At 45.8% G+C, this 18,813-nt stretch carries 17 protein-coding genes; 4 read left to right on the forward strand and 13 right to left on the reverse strand.

Translation table 11 applies throughout. The features are described 5' to 3' along the window. Positions 1–78 precede the first annotated feature (78 nt). A complete protein-coding gene (locus FYJ45_RS07210; RefSeq protein ID WP_195841711.1) occupies positions 79–663 on the reverse strand; it encodes an aldo/keto reductase in 585 nt (194 codons plus the stop codon). Between the two features lie 32 nt (positions 664–695). After that, positions 696–869 (reverse strand): aldo/keto reductase, encoded by a 174-nt coding sequence (locus tag FYJ45_RS07215; RefSeq protein WP_154464058.1) that lies wholly within the window; start codon positions 867–869, stop codon positions 696–698. A gap of 268 nt (positions 870–1,137) precedes the next feature. Here FYJ45_RS07215 and FYJ45_RS07220 point away from each other — a divergent pair, with 268 nt between their 5' ends. Continuing rightward, positions 1,138–2,481 (forward strand): hypothetical protein, encoded by a 1,344-nt coding sequence (locus tag FYJ45_RS07220; RefSeq protein ID WP_154464059.1) that lies wholly within the window; start codon positions 1,138–1,140, stop codon positions 2,479–2,481. A gap of 201 nt (positions 2,482–2,682) precedes the next feature. On the opposite strand, the gene FYJ45_RS30060 is transcribed toward FYJ45_RS07220, so the two are convergent. Genes FYJ45_RS30060 through FYJ45_RS30070 form a run of 3 tightly spaced genes read right to left on the reverse strand, consistent with a single transcriptional unit; the run spans position 2,683 to position 3,994 of the window. Continuing rightward, positions 2,683–3,198, reverse strand: coding sequence for a GGDEF domain-containing protein (locus tag FYJ45_RS30060; protein ID WP_207708401.1), 516 nt, complete (start codon positions 3,196–3,198; stop codon positions 2,683–2,685). After that, positions 3,108–3,578 carry a CHASE domain-containing protein gene (locus FYJ45_RS30065; protein ID WP_207708402.1) on the reverse strand — a complete coding sequence of 157 codons (471 nt, stop codon included), beginning with the start codon at positions 3,576–3,578 and terminating at the stop codon, positions 3,108–3,110. Before FYJ45_RS30065 ends, FYJ45_RS30060 begins: the two co-directional genes overlap by 91 nt. Next, positions 3,536–3,994: a hypothetical protein gene (locus FYJ45_RS30070; RefSeq protein ID WP_207708403.1), complete on the reverse strand. Its 459-nt coding sequence runs from the start codon at positions 3,992–3,994 to the stop codon at positions 3,536–3,538. Before FYJ45_RS30070 ends, FYJ45_RS30065 begins: the two co-directional genes overlap by 43 nt. 572 nt (positions 3,995–4,566) lie before the next feature. Between FYJ45_RS30070 and rsgA the strand changes: the two genes are divergently transcribed. Then, entirely contained in the window at positions 4,567–5,613 is a 1,047-nt protein-coding gene (gene rsgA, locus FYJ45_RS07230) for a ribosome small subunit-dependent GTPase A (protein ID WP_154464060.1), read from the forward strand. A 310-nt stretch (positions 5,614–5,923) separates the two neighbouring features. On the opposite strand, the gene FYJ45_RS07235 is transcribed toward rsgA, so the two are convergent. The 5 genes from FYJ45_RS07235 to FYJ45_RS07255 all read right to left on the reverse strand — a co-directional run bounded on the left by FYJ45_RS07235 (position 5,924) and on the right by FYJ45_RS07255 (position 14,274). After that, positions 5,924–6,895: an NAD(P)-dependent oxidoreductase gene (locus FYJ45_RS07235; protein WP_276925124.1), complete on the reverse strand. Its 972-nt coding sequence runs from the start codon at positions 6,893–6,895 to the stop codon at positions 5,924–5,926. A 112-nt stretch (positions 6,896–7,007) separates the two neighbouring features. After that, positions 7,008–9,407, reverse strand: coding sequence for a glycoside hydrolase family 31 protein (locus FYJ45_RS07240; RefSeq protein WP_154464062.1), 2,400 nt, complete (start codon positions 9,405–9,407; stop codon positions 7,008–7,010). A gap of 245 nt (positions 9,408–9,652) precedes the next feature. Beyond that, the gene (locus FYJ45_RS07245) at positions 9,653–11,647 is read right to left on the reverse strand and encodes an ATP-binding protein (protein WP_195841712.1); all 1,995 of its coding nucleotides are present in this window, start codon (positions 11,645–11,647) and stop codon (positions 9,653–9,655) included. Positions 11,648–11,885: 238 nt separating this feature from the next. Next, positions 11,886–13,232, reverse strand: coding sequence for a glucose-6-phosphate isomerase (locus FYJ45_RS07250; RefSeq protein ID WP_035321600.1), 1,347 nt, complete (start codon positions 13,230–13,232; stop codon positions 11,886–11,888). Positions 13,233–13,461: 229 nt separating this feature from the next. Continuing rightward, positions 13,462–14,274 (reverse strand): hypothetical protein, encoded by an 813-nt coding sequence (locus FYJ45_RS07255; protein WP_154464064.1) that lies wholly within the window; start codon positions 14,272–14,274, stop codon positions 13,462–13,464. A gap of 270 nt (positions 14,275–14,544) precedes the next feature. Between FYJ45_RS07255 and FYJ45_RS07260 the strand changes: the two genes are divergently transcribed. Together FYJ45_RS07260 and FYJ45_RS07265 are read left to right on the forward strand one after the other, a co-directional pair. Then, positions 14,545–14,793 (forward strand): TIGR03905 family TSCPD domain-containing protein, encoded by a 249-nt coding sequence (locus FYJ45_RS07260; RefSeq protein ID WP_021635570.1) that lies wholly within the window; start codon positions 14,545–14,547, stop codon positions 14,791–14,793. A gap of 23 nt (positions 14,794–14,816) precedes the next feature. After that, positions 14,817–15,908 carry an undecaprenyldiphospho-muramoylpentapeptide beta-N-acetylglucosaminyltransferase gene (locus FYJ45_RS07265; RefSeq protein WP_102287291.1) on the forward strand — a complete coding sequence of 364 codons (1,092 nt, stop codon included), beginning with the start codon at positions 14,817–14,819 and terminating at the stop codon, positions 15,906–15,908. Between the two features lie 49 nt (positions 15,909–15,957). On the opposite strand, the gene FYJ45_RS07270 is transcribed toward FYJ45_RS07265, so the two are convergent. The 3 genes from FYJ45_RS07270 to FYJ45_RS07280 form a co-directional block, all read right to left on the reverse strand. After that, complete coding sequence (locus FYJ45_RS07270; RefSeq protein ID WP_330415761.1) at positions 15,958–16,395, reverse strand: HIT family protein; 438 nt, start codon at positions 16,393–16,395, stop codon at positions 15,958–15,960. 67 nt (positions 16,396–16,462) lie between these two features. After that, positions 16,463–17,098 (reverse strand): rhomboid family intramembrane serine protease, encoded by a 636-nt coding sequence (locus FYJ45_RS07275; RefSeq protein ID WP_044914428.1) that lies wholly within the window; start codon positions 17,096–17,098, stop codon positions 16,463–16,465. A gap of 189 nt (positions 17,099–17,287) precedes the next feature. Next, a complete protein-coding gene (locus tag FYJ45_RS07280; RefSeq protein ID WP_154464065.1) occupies positions 17,288–18,688 on the reverse strand; it encodes a DUF6382 domain-containing protein in 1,401 nt (466 codons plus the stop codon). Positions 18,689–18,813: the final 125 nt, after the last annotated feature.

The raw sequence follows: 18,813 nt of genomic DNA on the forward strand, positions 1-18,813 counted from the left end.
GTAACACGAACCGGATCCCTGGAAAATAACGGGGCATTAGAAAAACCGGCAGAAATCAACTGCCGGTTGTAAAATCTCCTACCATTGATAGGACTGTGTTCTTTTCAAAGAAATCAGGTCCTTCATTATTTCCTCCGGGACCTCCCTGTCAATACAGTCAATCCCCTGCCTCAGCTGCGCCTCGCTGCCAAAACCCGCAATGGGGATGGATGGAAACCCTGCCATTTTCACATATCTGAAAAGGAAATCCGTCACCTGGTAACCCTCGCTCACATACAGCTTCAGCTTCCGCAGGATAGCTTCATTGGCATCCCCGTGATACCGCTCCTTCTGCTGTGCGGACACCGGCTTTCCCGCCATACGTTTGGAAAAATATCCTCCCGCCATACACATATAAGCCATAAAAGACAGCTGCGTTTCCTTTTCATACCGGTAATACTCCCCGTCAAGAATGGTAAGCTGCGGCTTCACAAGCGTTTCCGGAACCACATCCGCCAGAACAAACATCATCTGATTACATGCAAACCCTCTCAGGCCGTGCTCCTTTGCATACCTGTCGGCCTCCTTCAGACGTTCCAGGCTCCAGTTGGAACATCCATAATAACGCAGATTTCCTCTGCGGACCTCATCCTCCAGCGCCTCCAGCAGTTCCCCTGCCGGCACCTGCGGATTATCCCTGTGCAGAAAATACAGATCTAGGCCCAATCCCCGTAAACATGAGCGGTATCAATAAAATTACCGCCGCCGTCCAGGAAAACATCCATCTGCTGGAAAGCCTCCTCCCGGCTCCTCTTCGTCCCGAAATCCGCAGTTCCCAGGCACAGCTGTGATACCTGAAGCTCCGTATTCGTCAGACCGACTTTCTCCATTTCCTGTCCCTTCCTTTCCCCATACCCTTCTGTAAATGTAATGATGATAGTTTATTCTAACATTGTATTGTGGAAAGAGGAAGGGGGATTTTCATCCTTTTGCGTCTCTTTCCCTGGAGCCGCCTTTCGTTAACCATTCACAGGTATTTCCGGCTCTGCAACCACAATTTGCTTGTAATTCCCCTTCATTCCCTGCATAATGATAACAGTACCAAAAATTAACAACACAACGTTTTTTCAAACACGTCGGACGGACAGGAGAATCCCCATGATATTTGATAAAAATTATATAACCTCTGCCCTTCTTCCACGCATCCGTGGACTATGGCTCTCTTCCCAGGACACCTTTCCCAATTTTCTCTCCCCTGTATCCCTGGAGGAAAAAAGAAACAACGAGGCCTGGGTAACTGCTGCTATGGAACGGCTTCAGCGGCATATGAAGGCCTTCCCATCCCGAAGCAGAATTGCGGTCAGGCTGCCCTTCTCCAGGAAGCAGCCGGAACAGGCCGCCTATTCCCAGTCCCCTGCTCCCCAGCTGCAGAAATGGACACAGGAAATGGAATCGCTGTTTCACGGGCTCCTGTTTGACGAACCGATCCTGGGTATTTGCAGAGCCATGTCTGAGGACAGCCTGACCGCCTTTCAGGCTTCCATAAAGGACTTTCTCCGGCAGGTCCGCAGCTTTGCACCTGAAATGAAGCCGGAGGATATGGGTCAGGCCCTGCGCAATTTCATGGTCTACTCCATTTTCAGGGAGCAGAACGGGCTGCCTCAGGACTGCCCCTCTTCCATCTTTGGCTATAGCATGCTCTATCCCTTTACCGATAACTTTCTTGATGATCCCAAATATACTTCCGAGGAGAAAAAGCATTTTAATCTCCTCATACATCATAAAATAAGCGGCCTTCCCATCACCCCGCTGTCCCTCCATGAAGAAAAAACCGCCCAGCTCCTGGCAGATATTTTCGCCGTCTCCCCCAGTCCGGAGTCGGTCGCCTCTTATGGTGAAGCCTCGGGAAAAGATATCCGCCAGGGCCTTCTTCTCATGCTGGAGGCGCAGGAAATCAGTCAAAAACAGGCCGATGCATCCCTGTTTCTTACCGAACGGAATATTATGGATATTTCCATATATAAAGGCGGCCTGTCCGTCCTCATAGACCGGTTTTTTATTAATCTCAAAATGACGGAAGAGGATATTTTATTTTATTTCGGTTTTGGCTTTCTTCTTCAGCTCTGTGATGATCTGCAGGATATCGGCGAAGATAAGGGAAACGGAAGCCGGACGCTGCTCTCCTCCTGCCGCACCCCGGAAGAAACAGCTGCCAGAGTCAACCGTCTCTTTTCCTACACCGCCGGCCTTTTTGACCTCTGCCCCTGCAGAAATCCCGCCTTTCGTGATTTTCTCCTGCAAAACTGCCATGAACTCATACTCACCTCTGCTGCAGGCAGCGGTTCATGGTTCGATGAAGAATATCTGAAAAAACTGGAAGAATACCTTCCTGTCTCCCTGTCCTTCCTGTCCGAACAGAAGGAAAAGCTGCCCACAGCGTTTCCTTCCGGAAACGAGGAACGTATATTAGAAATGCTGGATGCTTTTCTGATTGAATCCTGACTGCTTTTTTAATATACCCGATAATATCAGCCCAGCCCCAAATACGGTTAATCGGAAAACTTTAAGCTCCCAGTTTGTAAAATATCGAAAAATGCCGAGCCTGTTATTCAGCGCCCGGCATTTTACCTCTTAATTTTATATTTTTTATTCTGATTTCTATTTTTTCCGACTTTCCTTTTTCTGATTTTCCTTTTTCTTTTCCTAGTACATCCTGTGATCTGCCTTCTGCATCAGGCTGTCATAAGTCTTTCCATCCTCTGGAAATACAGCAATACCGATACTTAATGACAACTGCCGGCATTCTCCATCCACATAAAAAGGCTTCTCTATTACCTCCCGCAGCCGAGACTCCATATTTTTAATTTCCGCCAATCTGCTTCCGGGACATACCACTACGAATTCATCCCCGCCGATCCGTGCTGTTGGATTGTCTCCGCCTGCGCAGCTGCGCATCCGCTCCGAAGCTTCCTTTAAGATTGCATCCCCTGCCGCATGGCCCAATTCGTCATTTACCGCTTTAAAGTGATTTAAATCCATATAAAAAACAGCAAATGCGTTTTCACCTTTACACAATTTATCCAGAAGCTCTCCAAGATACCTCCTGTTATAAAGTCCTGTCAGTTCATCTATGGATGCAAGGATGCAAATCTCTGAAGCTCGGACACTCGCCTTTGCTGCTGGTATACAAGCAGTGCGCTCAACGCTGTAATAATCCACCCGGCCAGCAGCAGATACACCAACACCAACGGATTTACCCATCCATTTTTCGGTGCCATACTCAGCACCCATGTATGATTGGGTACACTTACCTCATAGCTCAGACTTCTTTTCTCATCAATCTGCTCTGCTCCGGCAATCGTCATATCCTCTCCGGTCTCCGTAATAACATGAAGCCGGTAATCATAACCCTCGGTTTCCAGTTCCTCCAGCATCAACGGATTCAAAGCCTCCGGCAAATCCAGGATAATTACGGAAAATCCCCAGAAACTCTCTTTCCCATTTTCATCGGTCAGAAAAATAGGATTCCGCGCTACAAGTCCCAATCCGCCCTGTGTCAGACTGTACGGGCCGGACAGCGCAATTTCCCGTGTGTCCACAGCAAAGCATCATCACGACGACGTGGATTATCAAAAACATTATTACCAATAACTGCCTCATTTCCCTCTAACGGATAGCAATATAAAACCGCGCCTCCCGGCAGATACTGAATGGCCCGGATTCCCTCTCCATCTGCCAGAGATTTGGCCAAATCCCGGAACGCCTCCTCCGAAATCTCTCCCCTGCCCGTAATCACAATAGATTCCAGCACATCCGTCTTATGAGACAGGCTGTCCAGAAGCGCTTCCGTTCTAACTGCATATCCCTCTGCCAGTCTCAGTGCATCCTCCTTCTTATTTCCGGCGCTCCATAACGCCGCTGCACACACAATGCAACCGGTCAGTAACAGCCCTATAATAACCGCCGCCCAACACGCCGTATTATATTTCTCTCTCACTCCATGCTTCTGACTCACTGTATCCTCCAAAATAATAATTACTGGCCATACATTTCTGGATATTATACCGCCGAAAAACTATGAAAACAAGCTGCCGGTCATAAATACTCTTCTGAAAAGCATTTTTACCAATCCTGTATAAAATCTGGCTCCATCACTTCATCCATATAAAACTCATTAATAAAATAGTAAAAATTCCTCCGCCAAAACTTTATCAAAATTCCGGTTGCATATTTCCTTATCATACTTTATACTGAATATGTATTTTAGCTTTTCAAAGAAAAAATGAAAGGAGATATGAATAATGACAGCAAAGAACGAGGTGTCCTTCCGCTAACTGAACATGTAAACAAAGCGACAATCCTTTCATGCATCCTGTTTGTATGTAATTCCATTGCATATGGTTAATTATGTCCCGCAGAAACCGCAGCCAAGGCTTGTTTCTGCGGGATTTTTGCGCCCTTTTTCAGGGTTGCCGCCGTCAAAAAGAAAAGGAGATGATTCTATTATGAGAGAAAAAATAAACAACTTAACACAGTCAGACAAAACTTATTTTAAAACTTTAAATATAATTTTCGGAGGAATAATGCATGAATACAGATATAAATATAGAGACCTATGGATTTACCCGCGACCTTCTGCCTGAGGGAACTGATGGAACTGTCGCAAGAATTACCGCTGTGTATAAAGACAGGTTTGAGATTGTCAGCGCCCATGGCAATGGCTATGCCAGATTAAAAAAAGGATCCTATTATGCCGGAGATGAACCTTTTCCCACTACAGGGGATTTTGTCCTTCTTTCCTGGCAGAATAATAGCGACAGCATTATTTATAAAACGCTTCACCGCCGCACCTTTTTTTCCCGCCTGGATCCATCTTCTGCAGGTCACGCGGAACAGGCAGTTGCTGCTAACTTTGACTATGTATTTATCATGCAGTCACTGAATCATGATTTGAACCTGCGGCGGCTGGATCGTTATCTGACGCTGGCCTGGCAAAGCGGGGCACAGCCTGTAGTACTTCTTACCAAAGCAGATTTAAATGAAAACTGGGAGGCAGAGACCGATAAAGTCCGCGCGGCAGCGCTTGGCGTAGACGTCTATGCCGTCAGCTCTAAAACCGGACTTGGCCTCGACAGCGTAAAACTATATCTGCTTCCGGGCAAAACTATTGTCTTTCTAGGATCCTCCGGGGTCGGAAAATCCAGCCTGCTCAATGCTCTGGCCGGACAGGAAATGATGGACACAGGCGCCATCCGGGAGGATGATTCCCGTGGACGCCATACCACTACACACCGTCAGCTTATCCGCCTTTCCTGCGGAGCCATGATAATTGATACTCCTGGCATGCGTGAGCTGGGTATGTGGGATGTCTCCTCAGGGCTTGGCGAGGCTTTTTCCGATATTGAACAGTATTTTCCTCTTTGCCGTTTCTCAGACTGCCAGCATAAAAGCGAACCCGGCTGTGCTGTAAATACCGCCATTGAGAACGGCGAACTTTCCCGCGAACGCTGGAACAGCTATCTTAAATTAAAAAATGAGGCAAAATATACAGAAAACAAAAACAACTACCTGCGTGAACGGCAGCAGCTTCATAAAAGCTGGGCCTCAAGAAAAAAAGGGAATAAAAAGAGGTAGCTGACAGGCCGCATTGACTGCTGCCCGCACGATTATACTGACTTTTTAATTTCTGTAAATCCTATTCCCAAAAGCAATATATAGTCCGTATAAAAATAAATAAAAGGAATCCCCGGCGGCATACGGCCACAATGCACGCAGCTGATACCAGCCGTTTTCAGATATCTGTTAGAAACATCTGGCCTGCCGCTCCGGTATTCCTTTATTATCTGCAGTTTCTATTTTCCTGCCTTCCTGAAATCTTCCTTTTTATCCCTATCCCTTTCAATTTCACCCTCTGAGTGCCCATCCTTTTCACTGCCAATCCTTCTTACGGATTTACCACATTCCTGGCTTCTCCCCGTAAAAAAGCCTCAATATTCCTGCAGGTTTCCGTAACCACCCGGGTACGCGCTTCCACGCTTGCCCATGCCATATGCGGCGTAATCAGGAGTCTGCTGCTGTCCTGAATCTGCAAAAGCGGATTCCTCGGATCAATCGGCTCCCTGCTTAATACATCAATTCCTGCCCCCATAATCCAATTTTCCTGCAGTGCAGTACAAAGATCAGCTTCATTTACTACGGCACCTCTTGCCACATTTACCAGAATCGCCGTTTTTTTCATCTTTTTTAACGCTTCCAGATCAATCAGGTTTCTCGTTCTGTCACTCAGAGGACAATGCAGTGTGAGCACATCAGATTCCCGCAGTAAGGTTTCAAAATCCACCTGCTCATAATCCGTACAGCCTCCTCGGCCGGATGCTGAAAAGCAGATAACACGGCAGCCGAAAGCCTCTGCAATAGCGGCTACTTTCCGTCCGATATTTCCCATGCCCACGATTCCCCAGGTCTTACCATCAAGCTCTGAGTAAGGCAGACCGAAATGGGAAAATCTCGGCTGTGCCCCATAAGCCCCGGACTTTACATAATCATCGTAATAACGAAGCTTTTCCAAAATATAGAGAACACAGGCTATCGTATGCTGTGCCACAGCAGCCGTGGAATAATTGACCACATTAACTACCGGGATTCCCCTTTTTCTGCAGTAATCCAAATCCACATTATCAAAGCCGGTTGCAAACTCACAGATAAGCTTCAGATGGCTCGCGCCATCCAGGGTATCAGCATTCATAGGCGTTTTATTCACAATAATAATATCTGCATCCTTAACCCGTCCAGCTGCTTCCTCATCCTTCGTTGTCATGTGGAAGGTAACCTCTCCGTACTTTTTCAGAGGCTCCACCGACACATCCTCTCCCACGCTGCTTCTGTCCAATACCACGATATGCAAAGCCCGCTCCACAACTGTTCCTCCCATTTATCCGCTATTATCAACCCGTCCCGCTTCCTTCTTCTTATCCCTTAAAAAACTAATCCAGGCTCCCCGGGGAGCCTGGAACAGAACTTGTTAGACGTTATGCCAGACTACCCTGTGCAGTCAGCATTTCAGAAATACACTTCACCAGATCTTCCGATAAATCCATGGCCTGCAGCTCTCCAATAATAACAAGCGGTGATTTGCCGCTGCATACCAGCTGATAAATCCGGGTCTTAATATCAAATTCCATTTCCGCCTGATCCAGGAAAGCATAAACTGTCTTCTTCACAGGATTCTCAGCCAGAACCAGCTTCCTTACAAAGGTAATCACTGTCTCAGCACACGCATCAGCCTGGCTTACTGTAATTTTCAGGCAGTTCTTATCCGCATCATAGGAGGCTTCCGCCTCTGCCGTTTTTCCATTGGAGGTACATAACACTTCGCTTTCCGTACATCCCCAAATCTCTATTGTATAATCCCTCTTTTCAGGTACCAGAGAAAGCTCGCCCTGCACCGGATGAACTGCAAAACGCTGCTCGCCATCCCACTTCCATTCAAATTCCGTAATCGCACAGATGCCCTTTTCATAATCACAGGTTTCATTATCATCCTCATACAGCGAAAAACTGCCGTCAGCTCCGGCATAAACCTTAAGCGTCAGAGAAGAAGGATTTCCGCAGGTACTCACCGCATCGATTTCTTCTGTCATGGGAATAACAGCTCCTGCTTTCGCAAAAACAGGCATGGTATTGATATCCCTGTACATATCCATCATACGGCCGCCTTCATAAATGGTACCGCTGAAGAAATCAATGAAGGTTCCTTCCGGAAGCCATACTCTTTCCTTTGCGCGATTCAATCCTGACAGACGAGGGGAAGTAATCGGGGCAACAATCAGCCCGGTTCCAAAATAATACTCATTTGGTACCCGGTAGGACTCAAGGCATCTGGGATTATAATAATACATCGGCAGCACCAGCGGTGTATCCTGCGCATATGCTCTGTAATTCATGGTGTACAGGTACGGAACCATTTTATGGCGCAGCTGCAGAAATTCATTCATCATACTGTGAATTTCCGGATTAAAACGCCAGGGCTCCTTTCCATTAAATTCGTTTTTAGTGCTGTGAAGCCGGTTAACAGGAGAGAATACACCCAGCTGGTACCAGCGTCCTTCCAGCTCATCATCCTTATATCCATTCATATGACCGCCAATATCATGGCTCCACCAGCCATAACCGATATTGGATGCCGTACTGGTAAAATAAGGCTGGAATTTCAGAGATTCCCACGTAACTACCGTATCACCTGAAAATCCCACCGGATATCTATGGGAACCGGGACCTGCATATCTTGAAAAAGTCATGGGACGCTTTCCATTTCTTGCGCTGTCCAGGAAATGGAAGTGGTTGAGCATCCACAGCGGATCCAGGCCTTCCATCTTCGTAATACCGCCCTGCTGCCAGTCAAGCCACCAGAAATCCACCCCTTTTTCTTCATTGGGATGGTGCGCATATTTAAAATAGGCGGAAAGGAATGCCGGATCCGTAATTTCAAACGCCACAGGCTCTTCCCTGGATATATCCTTCCCCAGTTCCTTTGCCATAGCCTCATACATTTCCTCATGCGGGCGGATTCCGTCTGCCGGATGCACATTCAATGTAATTCTCATACCACGCTCATGCAGGCTGTCCATGAATCGCTTCGGATCCGGGAAAAACTCCCTGTTCCATGTATAGCCTGTCCAGCCGGTTCCATATTTGGGATCGATATTTACCAAATGCCAGTCCATATCAATGACTGCAACTGTAAAAGGGATTCCCTCTTCATCGAAACGGTTCATCAACTCCAGATAACTCGCTTCGGTATATTCATAGTAACGGCTCCACCAGTTTCCCAATGCGAACCTGGGCAGCATGGGGGTTTTACCGCAAAGATAATAAAAATCCTTCAGACATTCCAGATAGTCCAGCCCGTAACCCCAGAAATAAATATCCTGAATTCCTTTTTTGCGGGGTGCAACCCATCCTTCCTCGGTAAGAATAAGTGAAGCAGAATCATCCAATACGGAAAAACCTTCCGTAGAGACAAGACCATGCCCCAGTTCACAGGCGCCGTCCACCGTATCCAGTGTCCTTGCCGTTCCCTTCAGATCCCGAAGCTCGTCTCCATAATGCCATACATTATTCCAGAAACCCGTATTTCCAAGCACCTGAGCCTTGAGTCCTCTGGGATTGAATTCTTTTTTATTATAATTCAGGCGAAATCTCCAGGTCAGAATTTCCAGCTCTTCCTCCGTCTCCTTCACCTGAAACTCCACAGGCGGGAAATCTCGGTTGATAACAGTCTGTGTCGCCCTGTCCTCGAAAACTCCGTCCTCGCTGTATTCCAGACGTACCAGCCCTTCAGTCAGCATAGTAATCCGGTATTTATCCCCCTGCAGGATATTCTGTCGGTTTGCTTCCGGTCTTGCCGGCAGCTTATACAGTTCTTTCATGTTGCAGCCCTCCGCTTACTCATTAATAAATCAGGATAAAAGTACTTTTTTCTTCATTATATCCGGAGCCCTCCGGTAAATCTAGCTTAATACTATTCCAAAATAACACGATCCTATGATTTGCAGCCCTTTATACCCAAATGCTGGCATACTTCCAAACCGATACACTTCCAGTCCAATTCACACCAATTCAATTCACATCTAATTCAATTCACACCTAATTCAATTCACCCTAATGAAGAATACTACATTTTATGAAGCACCCTCTTTGCCAGCACCTCAGCCATACGCCCCGGCTGAATCGGCTTTGCCAGATGCTCGTTCATCCCGGCCTGCAGAGACTTTATCACATCTTCTGCAAAGGCATTTGCCGTCATTGCAACAATGACAACCTCCGAGGCATCCGCGCGTTCCAGTCTGCGGATTGCCTCTACAGCTTCATAGCCGTTCATTACCGGCATCTGGATATCCATAAAAATAATCTGATAATACCCCGGCTGAGAGGCCCGGAACATTTCCAGCGCTTCTTTTCCATTTTCAGCAGTTTCCACGCAGGCTCCGGTTACCTCCAGCAGACTTACCGCTATTTCTCTGCTTAGCTCATTATCCTCTGCCAACAGAATATGTATGCCCCTGCAGTCCACATCCTGAATTCTAAGTTCAGGTACTTCTTCCGCCTTTTCTTCCTGCAGCCTTAATTCCAATACTACCGTAAAACAGCTGTCCTCCCCAATTCTGCTTTCTACCCGGATTTCCCCTCCCATCATCTGAACCAGGTTCTTGGTAATTCCCATCCCAAGTCCGGTACCGCTGATTTTACTGATCCGGGAGTCGTTAGCTCTGCTGAAGGGTTCAAAAATATGCTGCAGATATTCCTCGCTCATTCCAATCCCGGTATCTCTGAAAACAAAACGGTAACGTCCCAGCCTGCTGTTTCCGGAGGAAAGCTCAGAAACTGAAATGAATATCTCTCCTCCTTCCGGAGTATACTTGCATGCATTGCTCATAATATTCAAAAAAATCTGACTTAATCTGGCACGATCGCCAATTACACGCTCATGCTTCAATCCATCCATGGACACATGGAATATCTGTTTTTTCTCCTCTGCCTGAGTCCTCATCAGGCAAATTACTTCTTCCAGAAGCTCATGAAGATTAAAATCACTATTATTAAGTTCAAACTTACCGCTTTCAATTTTGCTCATATCCAGCACTTCATTTACCAGGCTCAGCAGCAGTTGGCTGGATACTCCGATTTGTTCCAGATCATACAGCAGTCTTTCCTTATCATCCATATGCAGTCTGGCCAGCTCCGTCATACCGATGACAGCATTCAGCGGAGTCCTGATATCATGGGACATTTTTGAAAGGAAATCACTTTTAGCCTTATTGGCGTTCTGCGCCAGCTCATATGCCTCCTTCAGCGCACTCCGGCTTTCCTCTTCTCTCTTTTTCTGCTCGTGTGTATCCTGGAGCGCAAGAATCGCCCAGTTCTTCTTTCCCCCAAAGTAAACATTGCAGGATATGTAATGATACTCTCCGTTTATCTTCCTGTAGCCCTCAATTGTATATCTGTCATACCCCTCAACAATAAGCTCACGGAAATGATGCAGGGAAAGTTCCCGTTTCATATCCTCATACCAGCTGGGATGCAATGTCTTCCTTGCAAAATCATCCCAGAACAAATCGTAAGAAAATTCCTCCTCCGATATTTCCTCCACGTCCTCCGGAACCCGAATGGCACGTACAGAATTACTCTCCATATCAATCCGATACACTGCAAAAAAAAGATTATGAAGAGAACCTACTATTTCTTCATTAAGTTCCTCCAGTTTTTCTTTTTCCCGCCGCATAACTATAGTGTCCGTCACATTCTGGTGATACCCTCTGAGTCTTAATACCTTCTCACCGATACGCTCTGCCACACCGCCGCAACGGATATAAATCCTGCCAAACACCGGATGCTGCCATGGATACTGCACCTCAGCCCTGCCTTGCCTTATCATATTATCCACACAGGAATTTACCACCGGATAATACTCCTTATCGATATTCCGGTACCAGTGTTCATAGCATTCCTCTGGCGAGGCCTCTTCAGTAAGGCCGAGAAGATCCAGCATCGTCTCATCCGCAAACATCCGGGAATTACAGCCTTCCTCTATTTCTATTATCCATAAACCCGTCATAGATTCATGAAGAACATCCTGCATTGTCGATATATCCTGAATTTTTCCTCCCATGAAGCTGCCTCCTTTCCTAAATAACCGTCTCATTAACGTAATTGTAGCTTATTTATTTCCACAGAGCAACCAATAAAAGGAAGATAAAGATATTTAAAAGACATGATATCGACAAAGTAAAAAATAATATGGCTAAAAAAACGAAAGGGCGTGATTTGAATAATTTGCACACCCTTTCGCAGCTTAATACCTTTTTACGGCTTCTTATTTATTTTTCTGCTCCGAAACGGGCTGTTTTTTACAGTCTCTTCAGAAGCTCTTCTCTCTGCGCTTCATATCCCGGTTTCCCAAGCAGCGCAAACATATTTTTCTTATAGCTTTCTACGCCAGGCTGGTTAAACGGGTTTACGCCAAGCAGATATCCGCTGACCCCGCATGCAAACTCAAAGAAGTAGAACAGCTGGCCCAGATAGAACTCGTTCACCTCAGGCACGTCGATCATCAGGTTGGGAACCTGACCATCCGTATGAGCCAGGATGGTTCCGTTCATCGCGCTCTTGTTAACGAAATCAACACTCTTCCCTGCCAGATAATTCAATCCGTCAAGATCCACAGGCTCTTCATTGATGGTGATTTCTTCTCTGGATGTCTCTACATTGATAACCGTCTCAAACATAATACGGGAACCGTCCTGAATAAACTGTCCCATAGAATGCAGATCTGTCGTCAGGTCAACGCTTGCCGGGAAAATACCCTTCTGGTCCTTTCCTTCGCTTTCACCGTACAGCTGCTTCCACCACTCGGATACATAGTGAACACTGGGCTCATAGTTAGCCAGGATTTCCACTGATTTTCCTTTTCTGTGAAGGATATTGCGGACAGCCGCATACTTCAGTGCGTCATTATCTTCGTATTCAGCCTCCAGCGCTTTCTTGCGTCCATCAGCTGCACCTTCCATTAACTTGTCAATGTCCGCACCGCTTACTGCGATAGGAAGCAGACCTACTGCAGTCAGAACGGAAAAACGTCCTCCCACATCATCCGGAACAACAAAGCTTTCGTAACCTTCTTCCGTTGCCAGTCCCTTCAGGGATCCCTTCGCACGGTCTGTGGTTGCATAAATTCTTCCGGCAGCTTCTTTCTTGCCGTATTTCTTTTCCATCATTTCCTTGAATACACGGAATGCAATTGCGGGCTCTGTAGTAGTACCGGACTTAGAGATCATATTAATAGAAAAGTCTCTGTCCCCAATCACATCAATCAAATGCCTGATATATGTAGAGCTGATGGAATTTCCAACGAAATAAATTTCAGGAGTTTTTCTAATCTCCTTGCTTACACTGTTATAGAAGCTGTGTCTTAAAAATTCAATTGCAGCTCTTGCTCCCAGATAAGAACCACCAATTCCGATAACCAGAAGCACTTCTGAATCACTCTGGATTTTAGCCGCCGCTTTCTTAATTCTGTCAAACTCTTCCTTATCATAATCAACCGGCAGATCGATCCAGCCAAGAAAATCATTTCCCGCACCGGTCTTGGAAACCAGAAGTTCCCTGGCATCCATCACCTGTTTTTTCATAAAATCTACTTCATGCGCACCGATAAAAGGTGCTGCTTTTGAATAATCAAAAGTCACTTTGCTCATCTGCTTATCCTCCAATTCTGCTGCACTTGGCAGCAAACAAATAGATATAACCGCAGCCATCGCAGAAAACCTGCAATTTCGCTCAATTTCCGTTCTTAGTGTAGCAAAGTTGGTTTTTATTTTCAAGAGTTTTTATAAGAAGCCTTGTTTTTCCTCGTTTTTTCCTTTTTTGTTAAGAATACGGTTTTCTGAATTCTGCATTTTTTCTGCTTCTGCCAGCAGTGCTGTATTATGCAAAAAACTCCTTCAGAAGCTCTTCCAGTTCTTTTTCCTGATTCTTGGTAAAAATCTGTTCCTCCATCTGAGTTTCCGCCGGGCTCTTTTCCATTGTCTCCACTCTTTCCGGCCGTATTTTTTCCTTTAGCTCCGCAGCTATCAGTTTTCCCGCCGATTGTTTTACTGTCGTCTGCTCTGCTTCCGCTTGTATTTTATCCTGTCCTTCCCCTATACTCTCCATTTCCCGGAGTATGACACCTCCGGCCGATACACTCCGGACTTCGGCTCCGGCCAGCCATTCCGACTCATCCAGTAATGAAAGCCTGGCCGCCATATGATTTTCCAGATAGTCTGTCAGACTGGTCTTAAGCGCAGCCTTTTTCCCATGTACATCCACCAGGCCTGAAACGCTGAAATACAAATACAATCCCAAAAAGCTCATAAGATAGAACGGAAGGATTTCCCCCAGTGTTTTTCCGTCAATAATCCCCTTACACGCCCCCGCCCCTGCAAAAAATACCGAAAGCATCATAAGCTGCCCGGCAAAATGGGACAGCCCGTCCATGGAAAATTTCCATATTTGAATCCGATTTAAAAACTTGTCCACAAAAACCGGTATGTTGGGAACTCCGTCATTGAGCTTGTAACAGTTACGGAATTTAATCTTACACTGCTTAAGCACCTTGTTTTCCGTTGAGGACATGTTTTCAGCCTCCCTTATCAGCGTATTCAGAAAAATTCCTGTTATAAACTTGCATAATATGCTCAATAATAGCAATATAATTGTCATAGCCACCAGTTCTTTATTTTCCACAAACGAAGTCATACTCTCCTCCAATCTGCTGTCCGTATCAGACAGCCTCCCGTCCACTGTTCTGCTTCTGCAGCTGTGAGACCAGCCTTTTTTGTTTCCTTTGTGAATAGTATTATAGGAGATTGACCCGCCTGCCACAATACGGACAGGCCGGGAATCGATCGGAGAATTACGCCTCAATCTGCCATAATTGCGGATTTATTGTGAAAATACTGGTAACAAAGGAGGATTTTTGATATAATTCGGATATTGAATTTATATTGTTTAATTTGGAGGCATATTATGAAATACAGAACAAAAGGCACTTGCTCCAGCGCAATAGACATTGAACTGGATAATGGAATCATCAAATCTGTACATTTTACGGGAGGCTGCAATGGTAATCTCCAGGGTATTTCCCGCCTGGTGGAAGGAATGCCCGCAAAAGAGGCAATTTCCCGTCTGAAAGGAATCAAATGCGGCTTCAAGCCCACATCCTGCCCTGATCAGCTGGCTGTGGCACTGGAATCCATTGTGGGAACCGCAAATTAATAATTCAGCTAGGGGGCTAATTCATGTCAAAGAAAATCGTTCTTACCGGCGGTGGCACCGCCGGTCATATTACGCCAAATATTGCCCTGCTGCCAAGGCTGTCACAGCTCGGTTATGAAATTTCCTACATCGGTTCCTACAATGGAATGGAGAAAAAACTGATAGAGGATTATGACATCCCCTACTACGGAATATCCACCGGAAAATTCCGGCGCTATTTTGACTTAAAGAACTTTACGGATCCCTTTCGCGTTATAAAGGGATATGGAGAGGCAAGAAAATATTTGAAAGAAATCCGCCCGGACATTGTATTTTCCAAAGGCGGTTTTGTATCCGTCCCTGTAGTCCGCGCAGCATCCTCCCTGAAGATTCCCTGTGTTATCCACGAATCAGATATGACACCGGGACTCGCTAATAAGCTCTGTATCCCGGTTGCTGCAAAGGTATGCTGCAATTTCCCCGAAACGCTGCACAGTCTTCCCACGGAAAAAGCTGTACTTACAGGCTCTCCTATCCGTGATGAACTATCCAAAGGGAATAAGCTTGCCGCACTGGAGCTGTGTCATTTTACTGCCAATAAGCCTGTACTTATGGTAATAGGCGGTTCCCTTGGCGCTGCTTCCATCAATCAGGCTGTTCGTGAGGCTCTGCCAAAGCTGCTCAATGATTTTCAGATAGTGCACATCTGCGGTCATGAGAAAATTGACAACTTGCTGCTCAACCAATCCGGATATGCACAATTTGAATATTTGAAAGCTGAGCTGAAGGATGTGTTTGCCATGGCCGATGTAGTGGTATCCAGAGCCGGAGCAAATGCTATCTGTGAACTTCTCGCCCTGAAAAAGCCTAATCTTCTGATTCCGCTTTCCGCAGGAAGCAGCCGTGGAGATCAGATACTGAATGCCCGCTCCTTTGAAACTCAGGGATACAGTATGGTTATAGATGAAGACTACTTAAGCCCTGATCTTCTGGTTGAGAAAGTACAGGAACTTTACTTTAACCGTCAGACCTATATTAATGCAATGGGAAAAAGCCAGCAGATGAATGCGACCAAGACAATTACAGAATTGCTGGATGGAATTGTAGAAGAAAATAAGGCGGGAAAAGGCAAATAGGATTGCGGCCTGCCGGGGAAGATAATGAAGCTTCCCCGGCGGACCGCTTTTATTCACCGCAAATTGTCTTACGGATATTTTCAAGCTCTTCCTGTGAGGGTTCTTGAGGTACCCAGTTGATGTTCTGCTTATCATCGTCATATCTGGGAATCAAATGCAGATGAAAGTGACGTACCGTCTGTCCTGCGGACTCTCCATTGTTCTGAACCAGATTAAACCCGCTGCACTGCAGCCTTTCGGTCATCCTGGCCGCCATTCTTTTAGCCAGCTTCATAACTTCTCCGCATACCTCATCCGGAAGCTCATAAAGATCACAATAATGATCCTTGGGAAGGATTAATGCATGTCCTCTTGTAGCAGGGCCCAAATCCAGAATTACCCGGTACTTTTCATCCTCATAAATAGTATTCGTTGGAATATCTCCATTAGCTAATTTACAAAAAATACAGTTATCATCCTTCATAACAATTCTCCTTCCTGCCCGCAGGCATCCTCTCTGTTTTTATGCTCTTTATGCAAAAGCCTGTTTCCTCAGTCCGTATTAATACCATTTCTCAATATCCATAACCTCCTCCGCCATGCCCTATGCTTCTCCCAATATGGCACAGAAGAAAGGTCAGCAGGAAACCGCTGATCAGCCCGCCTAAATGAGCTGCATTATTCACCATAACACTGCGGAAACCGGAATAAAGAGAAAATATAATCATAAGAAGCATTCTCTGAATGGAAATCTGAGCCGCCCGTCCCTTCTTTGTAATGACCAGGTAAAGCAGTCCGCCTATCAATCCGAAAACAGCCCCGCTCGCCCCAAAGGAATAATAAAAGTTGCCTGTAGTCAGCTCATATACAGCTGACAGAAGATTTCCGCAGATTCCAGATATAAAAAACAGGGCAAGGTATCTGAAACTACCGATCGTCTTCTCCACAATCTCTCCGCCAAAGTACAATAATATCATATTATTAACCAGATGGCCAATATCAGCATGAAGAAACATGGATGTCACAAGACGGTAATATTCCCTGCTGTGAGTCAGATACAAAACGCTGAACTGTCCTTCATCATACAGCCAGTCACCCGTGAATTCGCATATCAAAAAAATAACGACATTTATAGCTGTAAGCACTGCGCTGCACCATGGAATATCCTTGTATTTCTGATCCTGGTACCGATAAGTCTGCCGTTTTACCATATACACCCCCGTTACCCCCAGTTTTATGGTATTTACTGCGTCCCTTACGGACATAAAACCTGCAGATACTGCTAATTCTTCACCAAAATATTCCTCAATACCAAAAGGGTAACACTTCCGTACAGCCTTGTCAATAAACCGTTTTTGATAGTTTTCACCTGTATTTCCAACTCCTAATCCCAGAATATATTATTCCTCGTAATGTAGTATGACGCTTCCCAGCCGGACCTCATCTCCCGCTTCCAAAACCATTGTTTCATTTTGTTCCAGGCCTATCCCGTTGATAAATGTGCCATTTGTAGAATTCAGATCCATCAGCGCCGTCCTGCCTTCCTTTTCTACGAATCGGGCATGAATACGGCTAACAGAAGCATCCGGCAGCTGAAGCTGCACCCGGCCTTTCATCTTGCCTGCGGTTACCGGAAGACTGTCCAGGGCAAAACGGATATCCTGTTCTCCCAGTTTTCCCGTCAGTCTGGGGCTTCTGGTCCTATTGCCGGGTATATCGCTCATGCTATAAACGCTTCCTATGTTGTTTGCAGAAAATATAGTGTCATCAAAGTACACCTCCTTCTCACAGCAAGCATAACTGTCCCACGTTTTTTCCTGCTTTCTTTCTGCGTCTGCCTTTCCCTTTTTTTCATCCTTTACCGCAGTCAGTTTCCATAAAAACAGAAGAAGAATTATGCCATCTGCGGCAAGGCCTCCAAAGAATACAGCCTTAAGCGAGCCTTCCGGCTGCAAATACCAGATAATCCCACAGATAATCCCAAATATAAGAACTGCTGCCACCAAACCAATCAGATTTCTTTTACCATTCTTCTTTTCCTGTGTTCTCTCTTCACCAGTATTACCTTTTTCCGCTTCCGTTTCTGTATTACTGGTACAGTGTATACTTTTTTCTTTATACAGTGTTCCCTCGTACGCTGTAGGGCCTGCTGTCCTGCCATATTCATAAACTGCCGGTTCTTCATAGAAACTCATCTGGCTCTCCCAGCCATCCTCCGGCCACTGAAGGTACCCTCTTTCTGCTGCCGCCTCGCCCCTTCTGCTCCGTACAGGACTGTACCCCAGTCCTATCTCCAGCCCGCTTTCCGACCTGTTTTCCAGTTTTGTATCCGGTCTGTCCACGCCTCCTTTTTCCAGGAGCGCACGGAAACTTTCTATAGTGAAACTCTCTGCCTTCGACATCTTATAAAACTGATAAGCGGCGCTTACTGCTTTTTCCTCTCTGTGATCCACATGCTCCAGAAAAAATTCCGCTATCGGCATATAAATGCTGCCGATCGGTTTCTCCTTCTCTGCAAAGGGATAGTAAAGGAAACAAAGCCGTTCTGTTTCCAAATCCATATATATACATGCCGGTTCAAGCAAAAGGAACCTTTCTTCAAGAAGGTATCCGGCCATACCTCCTAATAACCCTGACATGCTGTCCACCACATCCAAAATCTCCTGACAGGTCATTTTCCCTGACTCATACATCTGTTCCAGAGACTGACGTGAACTGATGTCATAATACAGACATACCTTACCATCCACATATCGTTCAGTGGCTTCAAGCAGACCCGATATTTTGTTGTTCAATATCATTGAACCAAATCGCACATGCTGTGCAATAGCCTTTCTTATCTTTTCTCTGCACCGTTGCCACGGTGCTCTTTTTCTTTTACAATAGCCTTATCCTTATGAAAGGAAAAACCCTACGGATGAGTGCT

The organism is Eisenbergiella porci (genome assembly GCF_009696275.1).
Classification (GTDB): domain Bacteria; phylum Bacillota; class Clostridia; order Lachnospirales; family Lachnospiraceae; genus Eisenbergiella; species Eisenbergiella porci.